Source organism: Pseudomonas sp. 382 (assembly GCF_002759075.1).
GTDB lineage: Bacteria > Pseudomonadota > Gammaproteobacteria > Pseudomonadales > Pseudomonadaceae > Aquipseudomonas > Aquipseudomonas vlassakiae.
Genome location: NZ_PEMX01000045.1, coordinates 1 through 21,433, shown reverse-complemented (window position 1 = coordinate 21,433; position 21,433 = coordinate 1). Strand labels below are relative to the sequence as shown.

The window sequence follows — 21,433 nt, the reverse complement described above, 5'->3', positions numbered from 1 at the left end:
ACGCAGGCCCGCGTCGTGCTTGTGGCGCGCCGCCTGCGCATGAGGACCTTTCATGGATATCTTCCTGCAACTTCTGCTGAACGGTGTGTTGCTGGGTGGCACGCTCGCCATCATCAGCATCGGTCTGACGCTGATTTTTGGCATCGTCCGGGTGGTCAACTTCGCCCATGGCGAGTTCCTGATGATCGGCATGTACGCGGTGTACCTGATGAACGTGCATTTCGGCCTGCACCCCTACGCCACGGTCATTCCTGCAGTGGCGCTGCTGTTTGTGCTGGGCGCGGGCATGCAGCGCTTCATCATCCAACCCCTATTGGCCGCCGAAGGGCACATTCAGATCTTCGCCACGGTTGGGGTGTCGATCGCCCTGATGAACGCTGCGCTGATGGTATTCGGTGCCGATGTGCTCACCGTGAGCAATCCGAGCGGTGTGGGGGCCGGCAGTTTGGCCGTCGGCCCGCTGCGGGCTAACACCGGCCAGTTACTGACGTTCATGGTTTCGCTGGCACTGGTCGGCGGCCTGCACTGGTTCCTGCACAACACCTTCCTGGGGCGCGCCGTGCGCGCCACGGCACAGCACCGCAATGCCGCGTTGCTCATGGGGGTGAACGTAAACCGCATCTACATCTTCGCCTTTGGCCTGGGCTGCGCCTGCCTGGGGCTGGCGGCGGCGATGATCGCGCCGCAGTACCCGGTGTTTCCGACCTTCGGCACCTTCTTCGTCCTCACCGCGTTCGTCATCGTGGTGCTAGGTGGACTTGGCAGCCTCTCCGGTGCCTTGGTTGGTTCGTTGCTGATCGGCGTCGTCGACAGCCTGGCTGGCTATTACATCGCCCCTGACCTCAAGGAAGTCGTGTACTTCCTGATTTTCCTGGCGATTCTCATTTTCCGCCCCACCGGTCTGTTCGGTGCCGGGCGTGGCTCAGAATAGGAGCTAACCGATGAACTTTCTTCATCCGCGCATCTACCTCAGCTTTGCAGCGCTGTCGCTGTTGCTGATCATCCCGTTCTCGGCGGGCTCGAACTTTGTCTTCCACCTGTTCATCCTGATCTGCAGCTATGCAGCACTGGCCAGTGCCTGGAACATCGTCGGCGGCTTCGCAGGCCAGCTGTCCCTGGGCCATGCGGTGTTCTATGGCACCGGCGCCTACGTCAGCACCCTCCTGCTGCTGCACCTCGGCATGAGCCCGTGGCTCGGCATGCTTGTGGGCGCGGTCGTGTCCACCGTGCTGGCCGTAGTTATCAGCTGGCCCTGCTTCCGACTGCGTGGGCCTTTCTTCGCCTTAGCGACCATTGCTGTACTGGAGGTAGTGCGCCTGCTGGTCATCAATCAGCATGACCTCACCGGCGGCGCTGCGGGCCTGGCCGTGCCTCTGAAGCTGGGGGCGGAGTGGATGCTGTTCCGCGCACGTTGGCCTTACCTGTTGATCGCATTCGGTTTCCTTGCAATCACCTTGCTGGTTTCGTGGAAAATCAAGCATTCGCGCCTGGGCTATTACCTGATCGCTGTACGCGAGCGCGAGGACGCAGCCCAGGCCGTGGGCGTCAACGCAGTCAAGGTCAAACTGATCGCCGTGGCGTTGTCCGCGGCGCTGACCAGCCTGATCGGAAGCTTCCACGCCATGTACCTGACCTTCATCGAGCCTGGTGCCATGTTCTCGCTGGAGCTGTCCATCCAGATCGCCATGTTCGCCCTGATTGGAGGCCTTGGGACCTTGTCGGGGCCTCTGATCGGTACCCTGATCGTGTTGCCGCTGGCAGAGCTTGCACGTGGCTGGCTAGGCGACGCCGGCAGCGGCGTACACGGGCTTGTCTATGGACTGGTGCTGGTAGCCTTTGTCCTGACAATTCCACAAGGCCTGGTAGGGCGCTTCGGGCAGAGGGTCAGTGCGTGGGTGGACCGGCTACCTGGCGGCAAGCCCAACACCGTGCCGCCAGCCGCAGCACGCCCGGTATCCCAGCCGTCGAAGCATACGGGCCAACCGATTCTGGTCGCGGAAAACCTGCACAAGTTTTTCGGCGGGTTGCACGCGACCAACGACGTGTCGCTGACCCTCAACGAGGGTGAGATCGTGGGTGTGATCGGCCCCAACGGTGCCGGCAAGACCACCGTGTTCAACCAACTCTCGGGATTTATCCAGCCCTCCTCGGGCCAGGTGAAGGTACGCACGGCAGCCGGTCAGTGGGTAACGCCGTCCAGCCCTGCGCAGTTCGCCGTGGCCGGCATTGGCCGTACGTTCCAGATCGTGCAGCCGTTCGCTGACCTGAGCGTGTGCGAGAACATCATGCTCGGCGCATTCATGCACACCCGCGACCCCGTCGAAGCCCGGCAGATCGCCACCAAGGTTGCCGCCCTCACCGACCTTGGCCCACTGCTCGACACCCGCGCACGCAACCTCACGGTCGGTGGCATGAAACGCCTGGAAATGGCCCGTGCGTTGGCCACGCGCCCGCGCGTCCTACTGCTGGATGAAGTCATGGCGGGCCTGAACCCCACCGATGTCGGCAAGGCCATCGAGATCATCCGCCGTGTGCGTGACACGGGGGTCAGTGTGCTGATGATCGAGCACATCATGCAGGCAACCATGACCTTGTCCGACCGCATCGTGGTGATCAGTACCGGCGCGGTACTGATGGATGGCGAACCACAAGCTGTGGTGACCAATCCGCAAGTCATCGAAGCTTATCTGGGCAAGGAGTACGACCATGCTGCGGCTTGAAAACATCCATGCTGGCTATGGCAATACGGAGGTCCTGCGAGGCGTCTCTCTCGAGGTCAAGGCGGGTGAAGTGGTGACCTTGGTAGGCGCGAATGGAGCCGGCAAGACCACAACACTTCGCAGCCTCTGCGGCCTGATCCGCCCCTCTCTCGGCACGGTCGAATTCGAAGGCCGCCGCCTCGACGGGTGTGCCCCTGACGAGATTGTCGCTGCCGGCGTCACGCTGATTCCCGAAGGGCGCCAGTTGTTCCCGTTCATCAGCGTACGCGACAACCTGCTGATGGGAGCCTATAAAAAGGCCGCTCGGCCTGCGGTCAAGCAACGCCTGGAACAAGTGCTGGAGCTGTTCCCGCGGGTACGTGAGCGATTGGAGCAACATGCCGGTTCACTATCGGGTGGTGAGCAACAGATGGTCGCCATCGCACGCGGGCTGATGTCTGATCCCAAATTGCTGATTTTCGACGAGCCGTCTCTGGGATTGTCGCCGCTGCTGGTTTCCCAAGTGTTCGGCATCATCGACAAGATCCTCGCGCTGGGTACCACGGTACTGATCGTCGAGCAGAACATCGTCCATACCCTGCGTGTCGCTCATCGCGGCTACGTGCTGGAGAACGGCAGCATCACCCTGACAGGCACAGGGCAAGAACTGCTGGAGAATCCCCATGTCAAGCGGGCGTACCTGGGGCTATGAAGGAGCGGCAGACTATGGAGCAGAAGATGCTGTTGATTGAACACCGCCCAGGAGGCAGTGCTGCTTGCCTGCATCTGACCGAGGCTGACATCCCGACCCCGGCCGCTGACGAAGTGCTGATCCGGGTTGCGTATGCCGGCGTGAATCGCCCGGACATTTTGCAACGCTCCGGCAGCTATCCGCCCCCTGTTGATGCTTCACCTTACCTGGGCCTGGAAGTCTCCGGTGAAGTCGTGGCTGTCGGCGCTGGCGTACAGAACGTGCAGGTTGGCACGCACGTCTGTGCACTCACGCCGGGGGGCGGTTATGCCGAGTACTGTTGTGCACCGGCCGCGCATTGCCTGCGGGTTCCCGTTGGTTACAGGCCTGTCGTAGCGCAGGCGCCAGCAGGGTCATCAACTACCACGAAGAAGACTTCGTCGAGGTGATCGACGCCGAAACCGCAGGCAAGGGGGTCAACCTGATCCTCGATATGGTCGGGGGTAGCTACCTGCAACGAAATATCGATGCGCTGGCCGTGGAAGGCCGGCTTGTGCAAATCGCCTTCCTCGAAGGCAGCCAGGTGGACCTGAACGTCATGCCGATCATGCTCAAGCGCCTGACGTTTACCGGCTCGACACTTCGCGCCCGACCCAAAGCAGAGAAGGAGGCGATCGCCGACGCTTTGCAGGTCCACGTCTGGCCTCTGCTCGATTCCGGTCTCTGCCTGCCGGTTATTCACTCTACTTTCCCTCTGTATCAGGCCGCACAAGCTCATGCGCTGATGGAGACCAGTCGTCACATCGGCAAGATAATGTTGGAGATAAACCCATGATTGCAGGACGTCACAGCGGTAGAAATGTTCTGGTTTCAGGCGCGGCAAGCGGTATCGGCGCGGCTATCGCACAACGCTATTGCGAAGAAGGTGCCCGCGTTGCGCTACTCGACCTCAACCCGCAAGCCGTGCAAGCACAAGGTGAAGCACTGCGCGCCCAGGGCTTCCACGTTGCCTGGCAAGCTGCAGATGTTGGCGACTTTGAACAATGCCAGCATGCCTGTGCGCTGCTGGCTGAGGAAATCGGTCGCGTGGATACGCTCATCAACAATGCGGGAATTTCCCCAAAGCATGAGGGCAAGCCTGCCCCGATCTGGCAGATGAGCCCAACGGAATGGCAGCAGGTGGTTGCGGTAAATCTGAACGGCGCGTTCAACCTGTCACGTTTGCTTTCGCCCTCGATGGTCGAGCAACGCTTCGGCCGCATCATCAACATGTCCTCGGTGGCAGGCAGTGCGTACCTACCTTTGGTCGCAGCACACTACAGCGCTACCAAGGCGGCCATCATTGGCTTTACCCGACACCTGGCCGGAGAACTCGGTGCCTATGGCATCACGGCCAATGCTCTGGCACCTGGGCGCATCGAAACCCCTCTGTTGAAGACGGTTGCCTCCGCAGCCAATGAAGCAGTGATCGCCGATACGCCGTTGCTCAGGCTGGGGCAGCCGTGTGAGGTCGCCGACGCGGCGTGCTATCTGAGTGCGCCAGATAGCGCATTTATCACTGGCCAGGTGCTGGATGTGGCAGGTGGCTGGCTTATGCGTTAATTACTTTCCAACGCGTTATCAAATAACGCGGGCTGCCGGCTTCGGTGGCTCGCGGACCTTGTCGGCATCGGCTCAAAACGCCCGCAATAAAATCGAGGCCACAACTTACACCGGCAGTTCGGTAGTGAGCTTGATCTTTTCCATTGGAACCTCGGTTTTGACATTTTGCACCACGTCCAGGCTTGTCAAATGAGCGATCTGGAAGCGTCGATAAGCCTCCAGGTCTGCTGCCACTACTCTAAGCATGAGATCACAATCGCCTGCCATCACGTGGCACTCCACCACTTGCGGTAACTGGCGGACGGCGTTGATGAACTCATCGGTGGTGGCCTGGTCCTGGCGCTTGAGCCAAACCCGGACGAACAAAGTCAGCCCTAGCGCCACTTTCGCCGGGTCCACCAGCGCCACGTAGCGTTCAATCACGCCAGATTCCTCCAGCAGGCGGACCCTACGCAGGCATGGCGATGGGGAAAGCCCGACCTGCTTGGCAAGCTCCTGATTTTGCAGGCGACCATCTCTCTGCAGGGCGCTCAAGATGCGGCGATCGATAGCATCTAGCTTGATTGGCATTGGATTCTCGCTATAGGAAAATTCTGAAACTGGATGCTAAATGCTCATGCTGATCATGCAATTACGCAAGCAAATTTCAGCGACAAATTGAAATAATTTGCCTCCAACGGAGGTGCGTATGAATGTCATTGAACCTGCTCTGAGTGATCCCCCAGCCACAACACCCAACGACGATTTGCGCCGCGGAGCAATAGCTGCCGTACCCGTTCTGCTGGGCTTCATTCCCTTTGCCTTGGTGCTCGGCGCCCAGGCATCGCAACGCAGTCTTGCTGCAGGCGAGGTCGCGCTGATGACCGGCTTGAACTTTGGCGGCGGCTCGGAATTCGCCGCTATCGAGCTCTGGACATCACCTCCGGCAATCCTGGTGATCGTAGCCATGACCTTGCTGGTCAATAGCCGACACCTGCTGATGGGCGCGACTTTGGCACCCTACCTGCGGGATTTGCCGCTGAGGCAGGCGCTCGGCGCGTTGTTCTTCATGTGCGATGAGAGCTGGGCCATGGGCCTGGCCGATGCGCGCCGACGCGCAGGCTTCAGCTTGCGCTATTACATGGGCGTTTCGTTGTGCCTCTGGGGCACTTGGGTCTGCTTTACCACCCTCGGCGCATTGGTAGGGCCGCTGCTGGGCGACCTGCATGGCTACGGCTTCGACATGGCCTTCGCGGCAGTCTTTCTGGTACTGCTCAAGGGCATGTGGAAAGGTGTGCATGCCGCCCTGCCCTGGCTCTTCAGTCTAATCACTGCAGCACTCTTTTATCTGTTGATCCCCGGTGGCTGGTATGTGCTGGCTGGCACCGTTGCAGGACTGGTCAGCGCCTACCTGTGGGCCAAACCATGATGGATATCACCACCTTGGTCACCATCCTTGGGATGGCCGTCGTCACTTACCTGACTCGCATCATGGGTTTTCTGCTGTTGCGTAAACGGGTCATCGGCCCACAGCTCACCCAGGTGCTCGAGGCAGCCCCCGGTTGTGTGCTGATTGCAGTGATCGCGCCAAAATTCGTCAGTGGACAGCCGTCTGACCTGATTGCCTTGGGCCTCACCCTAGTTGCGGCCACCCGTTACTCCTTCTTCCCGGTGGTGGTATTCGCCATCGTTGTCACTGCTGCTCTGCGAACGGCCTTGCCGAGCTGAACGTTCACCTTTCTGAAGAAAATCCCAATGGTTAATCTTTCCAAGCGAGACTTGCTAGCTCTCGGTTTCATGACCTTTGCGCTTTTTGTCGGCGCCGGTAACATCATCTTTCCGCCTATGATCGGCCTGAGCGCGGGTGACCAGGTATGGACCGCCGCCGCAGGCTATTTCATCACTGCCGTAGGCATGCCGGTACTCGCGATTGTCGTTCTGGCTCGATTTGAAGGCTCCATGGACAAGCTGTGCGCGCCACTGGGGAAACTGGCTGCGCGCACATTGGCAATCGTTTGTTTTCTGTGTATTGGCCCCCTGTTTGCTACTCCGCGCACCGCTACCGTGTCATTCGAGGTTGGTGTAGCACCGTGGCTCGGCAACAGCCCTGCGCACTTGTTCGCTTACAGCGCCCTCTATTTTGCCTTGGTCCTGGCGGTATCCCTGTATCCCGGCCGGCTGTTGGACTCGGTGGGCCGCTGCCTTGCGCCGATCAAGGTAGCTGCTTTGGCGATCCTCGGTGTTGGAGCATTCATCTGGACTGCGGGTCCACAAGGTCCTGCTGAGCCACCGTTCGATACCCAGGCCTTCAGTAAAGGGCTTACGGAAGGCTACCTGACCATGGATACATTGGCCTCACTGGTATTCGGTGCAGTGGTAGTGAACGCCTTGAAACATCGCGGCATCCATGCGCCGCGGCAGCTGTTCAAATACAGCGTCATCGCAGCGTTGATTGCCGGTGTGGGTCTAAGCCTGGTCTACGCCAGCCTTTTCGAACTGGGGGCTCATGCAGGCGGGCTCGTCGATCATGCCGACAATGGTGCTCAGGTGCTCAATGCCTATGTACTGCATACCTACGGCGCAGTCGGCTACTGGCTCCTGGCATTCCTGATCACCATCGCCTGCCTGGTAACGGCGATTGGACTGACCTGCGCATGCGCAGAAGCATTCAGCAAATTCTTGCCGCTCGGTTACCGCACACTGGCAGCGCTGCTCGCTGGATTTTCCTTCGCTGTCTCCAACGTGGGACTTACCCAACTGATCGCGGTGTCTGTACCGGTGCTGACCGCAATCTACCTGCCTTGCATCGCAATCATTCTGCTCAGCCTGATTAGCTCTCGCCTCAACAGCCCTGCGCGGGTATTGATACCGGTAACCGCTTGCGCACTGGGTTTCGGCCTTATCGACGCATGCATGGCAGCGGGTTTACTGCCACCGAGTGTTCTGCTCTGGGTCAGTCAACTCCCCTTGGCTAACGCCAGCCTTGCTTGGTTACTGCCCTCCTTGGCCATATTTTTCGTCGCAACTGTTTACGACCTGTACAAAGGAGCGAAAACCCGCTCATCTTCTCTGTCGCCGGAGTCGGCCTGACCAAGTGATTTACCTTTTGAACGGAGCACGGGTATGACCGACATTGCCAAGCAGTCACACAGGATCGAGACGCCACGAGGTCATTTGTATGCAGAGTGTTGGAGTCCGCGGAAATCACGCGGGGTTCCAATCGTGCTTCTGCACGATTCACTAGGGTGTGTGGAACTGTGGCGCGATTTTCCGCTGCGGTTGGCCCAGTCTTGTGGGCGCGAGGTGATCGCCTACGACCGGCTTGGTTTTGGGCGCTCTAGCGCTTGCTTGGTCAATCTGACACCGAGCTTCATCGAGGATGAAGCTCACGGTGATTTTCAAGCAGTGCGTGAATACTTCCAACTAAGCCAATTCGTGGTTTTCGGCCATAGCGTAGGCGGCGGCATGGCGGTTGGCTGCGCGGCCGCCCATCCGCAAGCATGCCACGGACTGATTACCGAGTCCGCCCAAGCTGCAGTCGACAACGCGATCCTTGACGGTATCCGTTCCGCAGCGCGGCGGTTTGCCCTGCCTGGCCAGATGGAACGACTTCAGCAGTACCATGGAAAGAAAGCTGAGTGGGTTTTGCGCAGTTGGGTCGATACTTGGCTCTCGGAGGAATTTCGGCAGTGGAACCTTGATAGGCAACTGGCCCAGGTACAGTGCTCAGCGCTGGTTCTACATGGAGACCGCGACGAGTATGGGACTCGGCATCATCCCGAGCGTTTGTGTGCTGGGATAAGCCGAGCGCCTACTTTGCACATGCTGGAAAACTGTGGGCACCTGCCGCATAGGGAGTACCCAGACCAAGTACTCGCGGCTACGAGCGTGTTCCTTGCTAAGTCAGCCGGACACCTGTACTAGCGCCGTGCACGCTTGCTATCCGGTGGTTCCACAACTCTCACCGAACGCATTGGCAGCTGCGCTGGAACCCTTACAGCGAAAGGGTTCCAGCGGGCCTTTAGCGAACTGGGTGAACATTCCCGAGTTGTTGATCTGCATGGTAGGAAGATCGCACCAACGGACCAGAAGCTACATGCCTGAAGCCCATCCTCGCCCCCTCCTCGGCAAACCAGGCAAACACGTCGGGATGCACGAATCGCTGCACTGGCAAGTGACTGCGCGACGGCTGCAGATACTGCCCCAGCGTCAGCATATCCACCCCGTGCTCACGCATCCGCGTCATCACCTTAATCACCTCCTCGTCCGTCTCCCCTAGCCCGAGCATCAGGCCTGATTTGGTCGGCACCTCCGGGACCAACTGCTTGAACCGCTCCAGCAAATCCAGAGACCACTCGAAGTCCGACCCCGGCCGCGCTGCTTTGTACAAGCGAGGTACCGTCTCCAGGTTGTGGTTGAACACATCCGGCGGCGCTTCGGCGGTGATTGCCAACGCCGCCTCCATTCGCCCACGATAATCCGGCACTAGCGTCTCCAGCTGGATCCCAGGGCACTTCGCACGAATCTGGCGAATGCATTCGGCAAAATGCCCCGCACCGCCATCGCGCAGGTCGTCGCGGTCCACCGACGTAATCACCACGTATTTCAGGCGCAAATCGGCAATCGCGGTGGCCAGGTTACGCGGCTCGTCCACATCCAGCGGCCTGGGCCGACCGTGCCCGACATCGCAGAACGGACAGCGCCGCGTACAGATATCGCCCATGATCATGAAGGTCGCCGTGCCCCCGGAGAAACACTCCCCCAGGTTTGGACACGAGGCTTCCTCGCAGACGCTGTGCAGCTTGTGCTTACGCAGCAACGCCTTGATTCGTGCCACCTCGGGCGAGGCGGCGATCTCCACGCGGATCCAGTCCGGTTTGCGTGGCACATCCTCGGTGGGCAGGATCTTCACCGGAATCCGCGCCACCTTGTCGGCGCCACGCAGCTTCACCCCTGTCTGCACAGCCATGACCTCAGCCACGGTAGTAACGCTGCGCAACGAACGGCGTCCGCACTACCTGCATCGGCACCAGCTTGCCGCGCACCTGGGCGAAGACTTCGCTGTCCAGCGCCGCCTGCTCGCTCTGCACGTAACCCATGGCCAGTGGCCCGCCCAGGCTCGGGCCAAAACCGCCGCTGGTAACGCGGCCGATCACCTCCTCGCGGGCATTGACGGTCAGCGTGCCCTCGCGCACCGGCACCCGCTCCTTCGGCAGCAGGCCGACGCGCTTGCTGGCCACGCCATCGCGCTGCTGGGCGAAGATCTGCTCGGCACCGGGGAAGCCGCCGGCACGTTCGCCATCGGCACGTCGTACCTTGGAAATCGCCCAAGCTAGGCTGGCCTCGATCGGCGTGGTGCGGGTTTCCATATCGTGGCCATACAGGCACAGCCCCGCCTCCAGGCGCAGCGAGTCGCGCGCACCGAGGCCGATGGCCGCCACCTCGGGCTCGGCCAGCAGCGAGCGGGCCAGCATCAGCGCCGCCTCGACCGGCACCGAGATTTCATAGCCGTCCTCGCCGGTATACCCCGAGCGGCTGACATAGCAATCGACACCCAGCAGGCGTAGCGGCGCGAACTGCATGAAGGTCATGCCGGTCACTTCCGGCGCCAGGCGCGCCAGCACCCGCGCCGCCGCCGGCCCCTGCAGGGCGAGCAAGGCTCGGCTGTCGAACAGCGATTCCACTTCGCAAAGGCCTTCCAGGTGCTGCTGCAGATGACGCAAGTCCTGTTCCTTGCAGGCGGCGTTGACCACCAGGAACAGCTCGTCATCCGCCAGCCGCGCGACCATCAGGTCGTCGAGGATGCCCCCGTCGGCGCTGGTGAACAGCGCGTAACGCTGCATACCCACCGGCAGGTCGACGATATCCACCGGCACCAGGCGCTCCAGCGCCTTGCCGGCATCCACGCCGCGCAGGCAGATCTGGCCCATATGGGAGACGTCGAACAGGCCGGCCTGCTCGCGGGTGTGCAGGTGTTCCTTGAGTACGCCCAGCGGATACTGGACCGGCATCGCGTAGCCGGCAAACGGCACCATGCGCGCACCCAATTCCAGGTGCAGAGCGTGCAACGGTGTCTTTTGTAGTGTTTCAGTGGACATGGGGTGACTCCAGGCATTCGGTAGAGACGACGGCCAGCGTGCTGCTGGCCGTCTCGATGGATCAGGCTGGGTAGACCGGGAACATCGCGCACAGCCCCGCGACTTGCTTCGCCACGTGGGCCTCGATCTGGGCATTGCCGAGGTGGTCGAGGATGTCGCACACCCACGTCGCCAGTGCACGGCATTCCGCCTCCCGGAAGCCGCGGGTGGTGACCGCCGGGGTGCCAATACGCAGGCCCGAGGTCACGAACGGTGACTGCGGGTCGTTGGGTACCGCATTTTTGTTCACGGTGATATGGGCACGGCTGAGGGCAGCATCGGCGTCCTTGCCGGTGATGCCCTGACGGATCAGGCTGACCAGGAACAAGTGGTTGTTGGTGCCACCGGAGTCCACGTCATAGCCACGCTGGATGAAGATCTGTGCCATGGCCTGGGCGTTCATGATCACCTGGGCCTGATAGTCCTTGAAGCTGGGGTCGAGGGCTTCCTTGAAGCACACTGCTTGGCCGCGATCACATGCATCAGCGGGCCGCCCTGGCCGCCGGGGAATACCGCCGAGTTGAGCTTCTTCTCCAGCTCTGGCTCGCCCTTGGTCAGGATCAGGCCGCCACGGGGGCCGCGCAGGGTCTTGTGGGTGGTGGTGGTGACCACGTCGGCGTATGGCAGCGGGTTTGGATACAGGCCTGCGGCGACCAAGCCGGCGACATGGGCCATGTCGACGAATAGCCAGCCGCCGACCTTGTCGGCGATCTGGCGAAAACGTGGGAAGTCCAGTGTTCGCGAATAAGCGGAGAAGCCGGCGACGATCATCTTTGGCTGGTGCTCGACAGCCAGGCGCTCGACTTCGTCGTAGTCGATCAGGCCATTGGCGTCGATGCCGTATTGCACGGCGTTGTAAAGCTTGCCGGAGGACGAGACCTTGGCGCCGTGGGTCAGGTGACCGCCGTGGGCCAGGCTCATGCCGAGGATAGTGTCGCCAGGTTGCAGCAAGGCCAGGTACACGGCGGCATTGGCCTGAGAGCCGGAGTGTGGCTGAACGTTGGCGTAGCCGGCGCCGAACAATTGCTTGGCACGGTCGATGGCCAGTTGCTCGATCACATCGACGTGCTCGCAGCCTCCATAGTAACGCTTGCCCGGGTAGCCTTCGGCGTACTTGTTGGTCAGTTCGGTCCCCTGGGCCTGCATCACTTGGGGGCTGGTGTAGTTTTCCGAGGCGATCAGCTCGATATGGTCTTTCTGGCGCTGCGTCTCGCGACGGATGGCGTCAAACAGTGCAGGGTCGAAATCAGACAGGGTGAGGCTTTTGTGGAACATGGGAAATTCCTTGTTGTTCGGGTTTTATAGCCAGGTTTTCGCCCCCCTATCGCTGGCAAGTCAGCGACAGGGGGCGAAAGATCACTCAGGCATCCTGATAGTTCGACACCGGCGGACAGGCACACGCCAGATTGCGGTCGCCGTAGACGTTGTCCACGCGCCCCACCGGCGGCCAGTACTTGCTCTCGCGCAGGCTCGACAATGGGTACACCGCCAGCTCGCGACTATAGGTATGCGTCCATTCACCAGTCAGCTCAGCCGCTGTATGCGGGGCGTTGCGCAACGGGTTGTCCTGCTTGTCGAGCCCACCGGTCTCCACCGCACAGATTTCCTCGCGGATTGCGATCATGGCCTCGCAGAAGCGGTCCAGCTCTTCCTTTGACTCACTCTCGGTCGGCTCTACCATCAAAGTCCCGGCCACCGGGAATGACATGGTCGGCGCATGGAAGCCATAGTCGATCAGGCGCTTGGCCACGTCCTCGACACCGATTCCGCTGCTCTCCTTGAGCGGACGCAGATCGAGGATGCACTCATGGGCCACCAGGCCGTTCTCGCCCGTGTAGAGCACCGGGTAATGCTCCTCCAGGCGCCGGGCCACGTAGTTGGCGCTGAGGATCGCCACCTGCGAGGCGCGTTTGAGGCCCGCTCCGCCCATCATGCGGATGTACATCCAGGTGATCGGCAGAATGCTCGCGCTACCAAACGGCGCCGCACTCACTGCCCCGGTCTTGCCAGCACCCGGCAGGAAAGGCGCCAGGTGCGCCTTGACCCCGATCGGCCCGACGCCCGGGCCGCCACCACCATGGGGAATGCAGAACGTCTTGTGCAGGTTCAGGTGGGAAACATCGCCACCGAACTTACCTGGCGCACATAGGCCGACCATGGCATTCATGTTGGCGCCGTCGATGTACACCTGACCGCCATGTTCATGGACGATCTCGCAGATCCGCGTGATACCGTCTTCGAACACACCGTGGGTCGAGGGATAGGTGATCATCAACGCGGCCAGGCGTTCACGATGCTGTTCGGCCTTGGCCTGCAGGTCGGCGACATCGACGTTGCCGCGGGCATCGCAGGCGACGACCACCACCCGCAGCCCGGCCATCTGCCCCGTGGCCGGGTTGGTGCCGTGGGCCGACGACGGGATCAGGCATACATCGCGCCCGCCCTCGCCTCGGCTGGCGTGATAGGCACGGATCGCCAGCAGGCCGGCGTACTCGCCCTGGGAGCCGGCGTTGGGCTGCAGCGACACGGCGTCGTAACCGGTGGCGGCACAGAGCATGGCTTCCAGCTCGTCAGTCAGTTGCCGGTAACCCCTCGCCTGTTCCGCCGGGGCGAACGGGTGCAGGGCGCCGAATTCCGGCCAGGTGACCGGGATCATCTCGCTGGCGGCGTTGAGCTTCATGGTGCAGGAGCCCAGCGGGATCATGGTGCGGTCCAGGGCCAGGTCCTTGTCGGCCAGGCGGCGCAGGTAGCGCATCAGCTCGGTTTCCGAGTGATAGCGGTTGAACACCTCATGCTGAAGGAAAGGGCTTTCCCGCAGCAGCGCGGCCGGCAGGCAATCCTCGACATCCAGTGCCAGCGCGGCGAACTCCGGCAGGGCCTGGCCGGGCACGGCGAACACCTGCCACAGCGCCTCGACGCTGGCCTGCTCGCAGGTTTCATCCAGGGACACGCCGAGCCGCGTGTCGTCGATGAGGCGCAGACTGTTAGCACGCTTCACCGGACGCGCCATGCTGGCCCTACCCACACCAGGCTGTATGCCGCAGCGACCGCTATCTTCGCCGCGATAAGTGCAATGATAGCTCGGAAGAGGCGATGCAGGACTGTGCGCCGCCGATGGAGCTTGAAGTCATACCACCAACCCACGAATCTGGTGCGGTCCCCGTGTTGAAGCCAGCGATGTTCAGCCCGTTCCCCACACTGCAGGCGTGGGCAGGCGTGGCGGCTGCGCTCTATGGACGCCATTCAGACGGGGCTTTCAGGGGCGGGTTTAGCGGCATGACCGACTGGCCTCAGGCGACACTCCCCCGCAACTCGATAAACTCAGGGTATGTTGACATAGCAGTCCGCAGTCGCTGCGCTTACCTACAAGATCGGTGGCGTGCAACCCCCGCCTGAGGTCATAGTGTCATCAAAGTCTCTCGACATTTGCCTTTGGAACACTTGTCATGAACAGTATCACGATCCACGGAATTAGCGACCAGCCCTCAATCAGCTGCTGGACCTCTGCTCATGGGGCTTTTTTAACAAGGAAGGCGCAAATTTTTCGAAAAGCAATGGAGGTGCTCGGCAAAGGAGAACTGGCACAGCGTTGGATGATCAGCCCTGCGCTTGGTCTTGGCAACCACACCCCATGCACCTTGCTTTGGAGTCATGAAAGCTATATGGAGGTATGGGCCTTCCTCTACCGTCTTGAGTACGGCGTTTACACGTGAGCATCAGAATGCTGCTGATCGGGCTACGGGCTAGCCCGGGTTTTGGTATGCATCTCTCTGGTAGTGATACTCCTGTGGTGAAAGGCGACCAGCCGGGCCGAATAACAAGTGGGTAACACACGCTTCCAAGAACGCAATCGCCTCGGCTTGAGCGTACTGCGCATAAAAGCTGCGGTACGCGAGCGGGAGCGTACCGCGGCTCTGGAGGCAAAGCTTGACCATCTGAGCCAAAACGTAACCGCGTATATCGTATCGTGCGTCCACCTTTCTGAGCACAGTGTCGTAGCAGGAGTGGAAAACGACTGCTTTCGAATGGACACTAGGGGGGCTTTTTTGATCGTTCATGGACAGCCTACTGTAAAAGCGTTGAACCGCAGGGACAGTGTCGAAGCCACTGGAACGTGGCTTGGAATACGTCGCGTTGGTTCACGCGAATGAAGAAAAAGTGTAGGAAAACCTCAAAAATGAAGTTTTTTTTGCCAAGTGAAGAAAATCATTTCGGTGGCGGTGATCGTAACAAAAAAACACGAATCCCACATGCACCTAGAGCTCTCGACCTTGGCCTTCAATGCCACCTTAGGCGGCACAGTGTCTCGCAAAGCAAATCCACATTTGAAACCACGATCAGCCTTGGAATCTATCTCTGCGCCACTCCTAATCTAGCCTCGAGCAGCGCCGGCTCTCCCGTTCAGACTTAAAATATAGTGGTAGTTCGTTTGAGTACGGACCAACTTAGAATTGAGCTTATAGGATGGAGACTAAGTATGAGAGCGCACCTTCTTTTTGCACAGCTTTTGCTGGCGGAAATTAGGACATCAATTCTCCCACCACACTACTATTCCATTAGCTTGGAATAGTAGTTTGGCAAAACTTACCCGCTACCTCAATGTGATCCAGTGCGGGAAATCATCTAATGATCGATTGCAGCGACTAAGTGCTTGGTTTAATAAAGCATTTAGAGTAGCGACCTCAATAGACATCGTTGCTGCTTGTGCCATGAAAATATCGGAAAAGGCTTCGTAAATATGGTGCATCAACAAAGATGCCAACATCGTCTCAGAAATCAATGTCAAATTCCGCGATCTACGTATCTTTGATATCATCACTGGCTTATCAACATCACAAAAAACGTCAGCTAGAGAACCAACAAAACTAGGACCGCGAATTCGCAACAATTCACACGAATGAGAGGTGTGAGCGGAGTCAGAGGAATGAGTCAACTGTTCCGCGCGCACGCCCAGCATTGCTCTACCATAGAGATTGATCGTGGGCTTACCGACCGAAAAAGCATGGCCTACTATTTTGCAGCTGCGCGCGTCAACTACATAACATAAAAACGGATGTTGCCTCTTGAACTGACCCGACACCTTGACGTAAAAACCCAGGGTAACGTAAATCGGAACTATATAAGTGTACATGAAATACTTATGCGAACTGTGGAGTGCAAATACTTAGGGCGCTTGTCTGGAATCTGATCAAGCTATTTCTAAGCCAATAATAAAGCTCTTTATCAAATTTATACACGCTCCCCCATATTTTTTCCGGCGTATCTGATTCCCAAGGATCGCCACGAAGTGACTTAAAGGCCTCCTTTTGACTAACCCACCCTAGCAATATTCCAATAAAAAAAAGCGCGCGCGCGCGACAAGCTGCAGAAGCCCTAAACGGCTGCAAGTAGCAGCTAAGGTATAGCGTCTCACCTTCACTGGACACAATATCTAGCAGTCTGTTACTACCGGAATGACGATACAAATCCATGCCTGGTGTAAGAAGAGCCCGCATAAGGCTCATTATTGTGTTATCAAAGAGATAAATGCAACGATCCTGCTGAAGATTACGTAATTTTACGAGTTTCTTCTGAACACGACATGCGGTTTTAAGCAAATCGGCCCAGTTGTTAACATATTCTGCATGTCCGAGATTCTTACTCTCAATACTATGATTCCATTTAAATATGGCCCGAGGCGCATCCAACGCGGCACCTATCTGTCGCGGGACATCCTTAAGCAACACATCATGCAATTCACAAAATGGTTTTGATACGTATCGCCAGGCAATCTTGAGCATCAAAGAACAATTAGATCGAAGATTTTCACGCATGCAATCTTCGCAATAAGATCGCCGAAATCCCCAAGGTATCATCGGCGCGACATTAACAGGCTTGACGAATCTTTCTAAATCTGACCCCATAATCAATGGCAGAACCTTCCATTTATGGTCCGGGCTTATAAAATCTAAGTCGCAGTGAGCTTCACGCTTTTCAAATTCGAAAAGTGACAAAAATAATCGTGGACCACGTCCATAACCCCCAGCATTGTGCAGTATATACTGCTGCACTTCTGGGATTTGACATAGCCGATAACTCCAAGATGAAAGAGATTCACCGGCTATCATTTTAGCATTCGAGCATAGCCCGGACTTCAACATACTGACTTCCTTGAATTGAAAGCTCTTCTTCAGCACCTGAAAATTTGAGTAGGCTATCATTTCTTAAAGTCGCATATGCGTAAGCCACCTCTAAGGTCTTTACAAACTCATCGAGCCGGCATGCTTGCTGCTCGATGTGTTCAAGTGCACATTCAGAAAACTTAATACTTTGTCTAGTTTCACCATTCGCAGCGATTAAAAACTTAAATGCGACATTGGAAAGATCAGATGACTCGAGCGACATTCTAACTCTAAATAAATTCACCCTTCCTTTCATAATTTTTTCTATCTTTCTTGCCAGCGGCCGATAGTGCGTTGTATATAGAACAACTAGACCATTTCCGACTTCCGATATAGCGACCAAGCATTCAGCCAATGAGTTATCATGTGTGATTTCGAAGCGCTCCAAGTCATCAATTACTACTAGCTTTAACCCTACCTCATTTATGTACTGATCCATATATAAGGGAGCTTTTTTCAGGTGCTCGTAGGGGGATCTTATTGCCAAAGAAATAGCGAAATTATCCAATAAAGATAGCTTGCCGAAGCTAAAATTATAATTGACCTTAGTTGCCTCTACACCAAATTTATTTACCACATGTTCAAGACTGGCGGACAAGCCACAACCAGGTTCGCCCTCTAGGTGAACGACTACACCCTTAGCAGTGATGTTTGTATTTCGTATTAGCTCTGCTATGGTATTCGTCAATTCAGGGAACGAATATTCAATCTTGCATTGTCCTTGGAGAACTTTAATTGCCTTGGAAATACGGGAGCTACTATTCATGCGAAACCGCCCTCACGCTCAAGCTGGTCGACGTCGCGCAGCGCAATACATAGGTCATCCATAATATACTCAATATTGTCAAGATGCTTGTGAGCAATATGTTCAGAGCCATCAGTGATTGCGGCCATGGCTGCCGCCTGTAAAATTTTCACAATGTTATCGGTCAGCCCCTGGCCCGTCTCCATTATCTTTAGAAACAACTTCTGGTCTTTGAAGTTTGTCGGCTTCCGTAAAGGGAGGCGAAAAATGTACGATGCTACAAAGCTTCTGAACTCACTATCATTCCCCCATTGTTTTAGGGACCTCACAGCATACCGGCGGGCCAACTGAGCGTCACGCCTCAATACCCGCGCGGCATCTGGGATACCGAATGCAAAGACACAGAGACCATAGTTAGAGCCAGCTAAACTCTTCAACAATGACAAGTTAATTCGCTGCTGGAAGTCTGTTAATGTCAATGCATCATGAATCTCATCGATAACGATGGCCCGAATATTTTGACTTTTAATCAAGTATTGCAATTCCGGCGAGATATTTTCATTCAGACGCGCACGACGCGACACACCTACTCCAATTTCTTGCAGTATCAACTCCTTCAATGAATAGCCATTAGGGCTTTGATGCATTGTTACAAATACCATTTTCTCCGCCCAAACACGATGTCGCTTCTTCAATTCCTCAATCATGCTAGTTTTACCTGAGCCACCAGGCCCTATTACTAGCATACTGGGGGCATTGATTTTATTTGTCATCTGCATCATCACATGCATACGTGCAATTAGGTTTTCAACTGAGGGATGAGGCACCCAAATATCCTGACAGCACACCAATGTTCGCTCATGATCCGTTAACGAAAAATAGCTATGGCTATCGGGATGCACGTGGGAAAAATCGGACATAATAGTCTCGCAAAAACAATTGGATTAAGGCAAAAATCAAAATACTTAATCGTTCATTAATGAACGATCAATACAAAGTCGGCTCATCTTCGTAATCTACACTATTGTTTGAGCGCAGGTTCGAGACTATCCCAGGCATCGAATGGTCAATCAGCCCTCTACGCCCTCCAACCTGGCTAGCACTTACATGGGCAACGTTCGAATAATTTTCAGCGCTTTCATTATTTTTTTTGCTCGCGCCTTCTAAAATGATGGAGTAAGCATTATGCTGCTCTAGACCTTTTTCCTTCTTCAGACGCCTAGCCTTAGTCGTAGCTTTTACTTCATTTACCACGAGTTGATTTGCACTATATACTGCCTCACTGCCACGCCTAGTCATAGTGCCATTTGGTATGGACTTAATGCGCCTCTGATGCCGATAATATTCATAATGCGAATGTCTGCCAGAAGAGTTTCGTACACAAGGAACCACGAACCATTCTGTATTCACTTTAACCCTTATTACATCAAGGTTGTAAGGGTCATACTTAACCAGCACCTTCTCTCTAATATGATTTTTTAGTGCAGGAGCATAATAAAACCGTCGGAATAACTCTATCCCTTGCGGAACTACTTGTTTTGCGGCAAACTCTGGATAAAAGCTAAAGCGAAAACCATCATGGTCTTTTTCTGGAATGCTTTTTGGTTCCACCCCATCTCGATAATAATCATTCCAAGCTTCAATAGGGCTTTTCCCGATGCCAGAATGCTTGGTCTCATGATATGCGCACACTTGATAAATCATGAACTTGCGTAGCGCACTAAACGTCATTGATGCGCGTTTTTCACTGCTATATGACTTCCGGTCGATTACGTTTGAACCCGTTGTTCCTGGCAAAAAATGCACTTTGGTTGTCATGAACTTCCCAATCAAACTCTCGATATGTCCTCCTTGATGTTTTTTTCCTACATTGCGATGCCTTACGTCAATTCCATAGTGCTTGCAGTTTAGTACCAGCACATCAGATATGAATTCCTTAGCATTATCAGTATGGATAGTTTCCATCAAGCCGTGAACTGGCCAAAGGTTTTCCTCCATCCCTAAAGCTAATAAGATCTTATTCTTTGGCAGCACGCAATTTTCGATTAACATTGCCACGCTTACAGCGCTCGGTGGCAATAAAGACAAATAGAACCCAAGAACCACCCTTGTATGGATACAAATTGCCAAACTGATCCAAGGCCTGCCAATAATGACTTGGCGGTCATTTTCGTCGACCAACAATATGTCCATGACGGTGTGATCGAATTGAACCCATTGGAGTGGGCGGTCGGTTTTCTTATGTCCAGGCCTCGCTCCGTATCTTTGTTCCGCTGCGTCTTTTCCGTATTTCCTTTCGTACAATAATCTTGGAGGCTTAGATTTAATCCTTCGCCTGACCGTATAGTAAGAGGGACGCACAACTTTTTGAGCATCAGCTTCTGACTGACATACCGACCACACCTTCGCATAGCTAGCAGAAATACCATAATAGTAATCATCAAAAGCTTTATCAATAATTGCTTCCACGCGAGCATCAAGTTTATCGCTCCCGCTTTTACGACCCCGCTTACCTGGCACTAATTTATTGTAATTTCGTGCCCCTCGAGACCTTGCTACCAACTTATAAAAATACTGCTTCCCTATGCCTAGTAAATTTATGCCTTCAGCGGCTGATATTTTTCCATCAATGAAGAGGCTAATTACCGTAAAGCGCTCACTTCCGACCTTATGCCGCCCTATCTCCTCTAGCGGCGTAAAGCTATTTAACGCCCCCCACAAATCTTCTGAAGTATCGGTCATAGCTTTGAACCAAGGATTATGAAATTGACAAGTACACCTGTAGAGCCCCGATGGACATGCTTTAAACCATCAGGTGATACCCATCTACCTGAGCGCGAAGTTGAATGCTTTTTCATTTTTAACTTCCATTTTGGCTTTGTGTCAACCCTGTGAATGCAACTTTTTTGATAGGCGAAGGTGAATCTTGATCAAAACCCACAAAACAATAGACGTATAAAACGCAACCCAAAACGCCATACCGAAATTCAAAGCTCAAGCATTAAAAAGTACAAGGTTGACGCACAAATCACTGAGTAAATCGAGGCAGAAGCCTCCAATTGAAACGGGAACGACGGAATTTCATCAAGGCTTCATCTCGGTACATGCTCAATCCAAAATGCATTTACTAAATTCATCTTGTCAGAGGGTCGTTCGTCCTTAGTTTCAAACGAAAAGTAGCCCTAGGGCCCTGCATCGCAGAAGGCGAAGCCACCAGGGGGAGCCCTAGGCTCTGTACGAAATCCCGAGAAACCTAATCGTCGCTCCTTTAGCGCTGAGATTTTGTAGAGTCACGCGCCATTAACGGAAAGGAATTCTGTGATGGCAAGGCGCTACGAACTCACGGACGAGGCCTGGGATGTGGTCTCCGATCTCTTCATCGAAACCCATGGCCGAGGCCGGCCCCGACTGAGCGACCG

16 protein-coding genes and 3 pseudogenes are annotated in these 21,433 nt (G+C 56.0%); 10 read left to right on the top strand and 9 right to left on the bottom strand.

Annotated features, from left to right (window positions below; all coding sequences use genetic code 11):
- Nucleotides 1-52: 52 nt before the first annotated feature.
- The 5 genes and pseudogenes from CQW31_RS28205 to CQW31_RS28185 all read left to right on the top strand — a co-directional run bounded on the left by CQW31_RS28205 (nt 53) and on the right by CQW31_RS28185 (nt 4,992).
- On the top strand, nt 53-931 hold the full coding sequence (locus CQW31_RS28205) for a branched-chain amino acid ABC transporter permease (RefSeq protein ID WP_009684903.1): 879 nt from the start codon (nt 53-55) through the stop codon (nt 929-931).
- 10 nt (nt 932-941) lie between these two features.
- Nucleotides 942-2,720 (top strand): ATP-binding cassette domain-containing protein, encoded by a 1,779-nt coding sequence (locus CQW31_RS28200; protein WP_009684902.1) that lies wholly within the window; start codon nt 942-944, stop codon nt 2,718-2,720.
- The gene (locus CQW31_RS28195; RefSeq protein WP_009684901.1) at nt 2,707-3,411 is read left to right on the top strand and encodes an ABC transporter ATP-binding protein; all 705 of its coding nucleotides are present in this window, start codon (nt 2,707-2,709) and stop codon (nt 3,409-3,411) included. The genes CQW31_RS28200 and CQW31_RS28195 overlap by 14 nt, the downstream gene beginning before the upstream one ends.
- A pseudogene (locus tag CQW31_RS32285) lies at nt 3,408-4,225 on the top strand (NAD(P)H-quinone oxidoreductase). Before CQW31_RS28195 ends, CQW31_RS32285 begins: the two are co-directional and overlap by 4 nt.
- The gene (locus tag CQW31_RS28185) at nt 4,222-4,992 is read left to right on the top strand and encodes an SDR family NAD(P)-dependent oxidoreductase (RefSeq protein ID WP_009684898.1); all 771 of its coding nucleotides are present in this window, start codon (nt 4,222-4,224) and stop codon (nt 4,990-4,992) included. Before CQW31_RS32285 ends, CQW31_RS28185 begins: the two are co-directional and overlap by 4 nt.
- Nucleotides 4,993-5,097: 105 nt before the next feature.
- Here the strand turns inward: CQW31_RS28185 and CQW31_RS28180 are convergent, their stop codons facing one another.
- The gene (locus CQW31_RS28180) at nt 5,098-5,562 is read right to left on the bottom strand and encodes an Lrp/AsnC family transcriptional regulator (protein ID WP_009684897.1); all 465 of its coding nucleotides are present in this window, start codon (nt 5,560-5,562) and stop codon (nt 5,098-5,100) included.
- Between the two features lie 118 nt (nt 5,563-5,680).
- Between CQW31_RS28180 and CQW31_RS28175 the strand changes: the two genes are divergently transcribed.
- The 4 genes from CQW31_RS28175 to CQW31_RS28160 are packed head-to-tail and all read left to right on the top strand — an operon-like array spanning nt 5,681 to nt 8,895.
- Entirely contained in the window at nt 5,681-6,400 is a 720-nt protein-coding gene (locus CQW31_RS28175; RefSeq protein WP_009684896.1) for an AzlC family ABC transporter permease, read from the top strand.
- Nucleotides 6,397-6,699, top strand: coding sequence for an AzlD family protein (locus CQW31_RS28170; RefSeq protein WP_033690795.1), 303 nt, complete (start codon nt 6,397-6,399; stop codon nt 6,697-6,699). The genes CQW31_RS28175 and CQW31_RS28170 overlap by 4 nt, the downstream gene beginning before the upstream one ends.
- Before the next feature lie 27 nt (nt 6,700-6,726).
- Entirely contained in the window at nt 6,727-8,061 is a 1,335-nt protein-coding gene (gene brnQ, locus CQW31_RS28165) for a branched-chain amino acid transport system II carrier protein (protein ID WP_016486888.1), read from the top strand.
- A 33-nt stretch (nt 8,062-8,094) separates the two neighbouring features.
- Nucleotides 8,095-8,895: an alpha/beta fold hydrolase gene (locus tag CQW31_RS28160; protein WP_009684893.1), complete on the top strand. Its 801-nt coding sequence runs from the start codon at nt 8,095-8,097 to the stop codon at nt 8,893-8,895.
- A 97-nt stretch (nt 8,896-8,992) separates the two neighbouring features.
- Here CQW31_RS28160 and lipA read toward each other — a convergent pair whose 3' ends face one another.
- The 4 genes and pseudogenes from lipA to gcvP form a co-directional block, all read right to left on the bottom strand.
- Nucleotides 8,993-9,940 (bottom strand): lipoyl synthase, encoded by a 948-nt coding sequence (gene lipA / locus CQW31_RS28155; protein ID WP_099815951.1) that lies wholly within the window; start codon nt 9,938-9,940, stop codon nt 8,993-8,995.
- Nucleotides 9,941-9,944: 4 nt separating this feature from the next.
- Nucleotides 9,945-11,069, bottom strand: coding sequence for a glycine cleavage system aminomethyltransferase GcvT (gene gcvT / locus CQW31_RS28150; RefSeq protein WP_009684891.1), 1,125 nt, complete (start codon nt 11,067-11,069; stop codon nt 9,945-9,947).
- A gap of 61 nt (nt 11,070-11,130) precedes the next feature.
- Nucleotides 11,131-12,383 (bottom strand): annotated as a pseudogene (gene glyA, locus CQW31_RS28145) (serine hydroxymethyltransferase).
- An 85-nt stretch (nt 12,384-12,468) separates the two neighbouring features.
- A pseudogene (gene gcvP, locus CQW31_RS28140) lies at nt 12,469-14,091 on the bottom strand (aminomethyl-transferring glycine dehydrogenase); the annotation flags it as partial.
- 463 nt (nt 14,092-14,554) lie between these two features.
- On the opposite strand from gcvP, the gene CQW31_RS28135 reads away from it, so the two are divergent.
- Entirely contained in the window at nt 14,555-14,821 is a 267-nt protein-coding gene (locus CQW31_RS28135; RefSeq protein WP_009684887.1) for an antitoxin Xre/MbcA/ParS toxin-binding domain-containing protein, read from the top strand.
- A gap of 1,425 nt (nt 14,822-16,246) precedes the next feature.
- On the opposite strand, the gene CQW31_RS31040 is transcribed toward CQW31_RS28135, so the two are convergent.
- The 4 genes from CQW31_RS31040 to CQW31_RS28120 all read right to left on the bottom strand — a co-directional run bounded on the left by CQW31_RS31040 (nt 16,247) and on the right by CQW31_RS28120 (nt 20,756).
- Nucleotides 16,247-17,248 carry a hypothetical protein gene (locus CQW31_RS31040; protein ID WP_143524266.1) on the bottom strand — a complete coding sequence of 334 codons (1,002 nt, stop codon included), beginning with the start codon at nt 17,246-17,248 and terminating at the stop codon, nt 16,247-16,249.
- Entirely contained in the window at nt 17,217-18,035 is an 819-nt protein-coding gene (locus CQW31_RS31035; protein ID WP_143524265.1) for a hypothetical protein, read from the bottom strand. Before CQW31_RS31035 ends, CQW31_RS31040 begins: the two co-directional genes overlap by 32 nt.
- A complete protein-coding gene (locus CQW31_RS28125) occupies nt 18,032-18,934 on the bottom strand; it encodes a TniB family NTP-binding protein (protein ID WP_256587446.1) in 903 nt (300 codons plus the stop codon). The genes CQW31_RS31035 and CQW31_RS28125 overlap by 4 nt, the downstream gene beginning before the upstream one ends.
- A 67-nt stretch (nt 18,935-19,001) precedes the next feature.
- Complete coding sequence (locus tag CQW31_RS28120) at nt 19,002-20,756, bottom strand: Mu transposase C-terminal domain-containing protein (protein ID WP_080641041.1); 1,755 nt, start codon at nt 20,754-20,756, stop codon at nt 19,002-19,004.
- Nucleotides 20,757-21,433 lie beyond the last annotated feature (677 nt).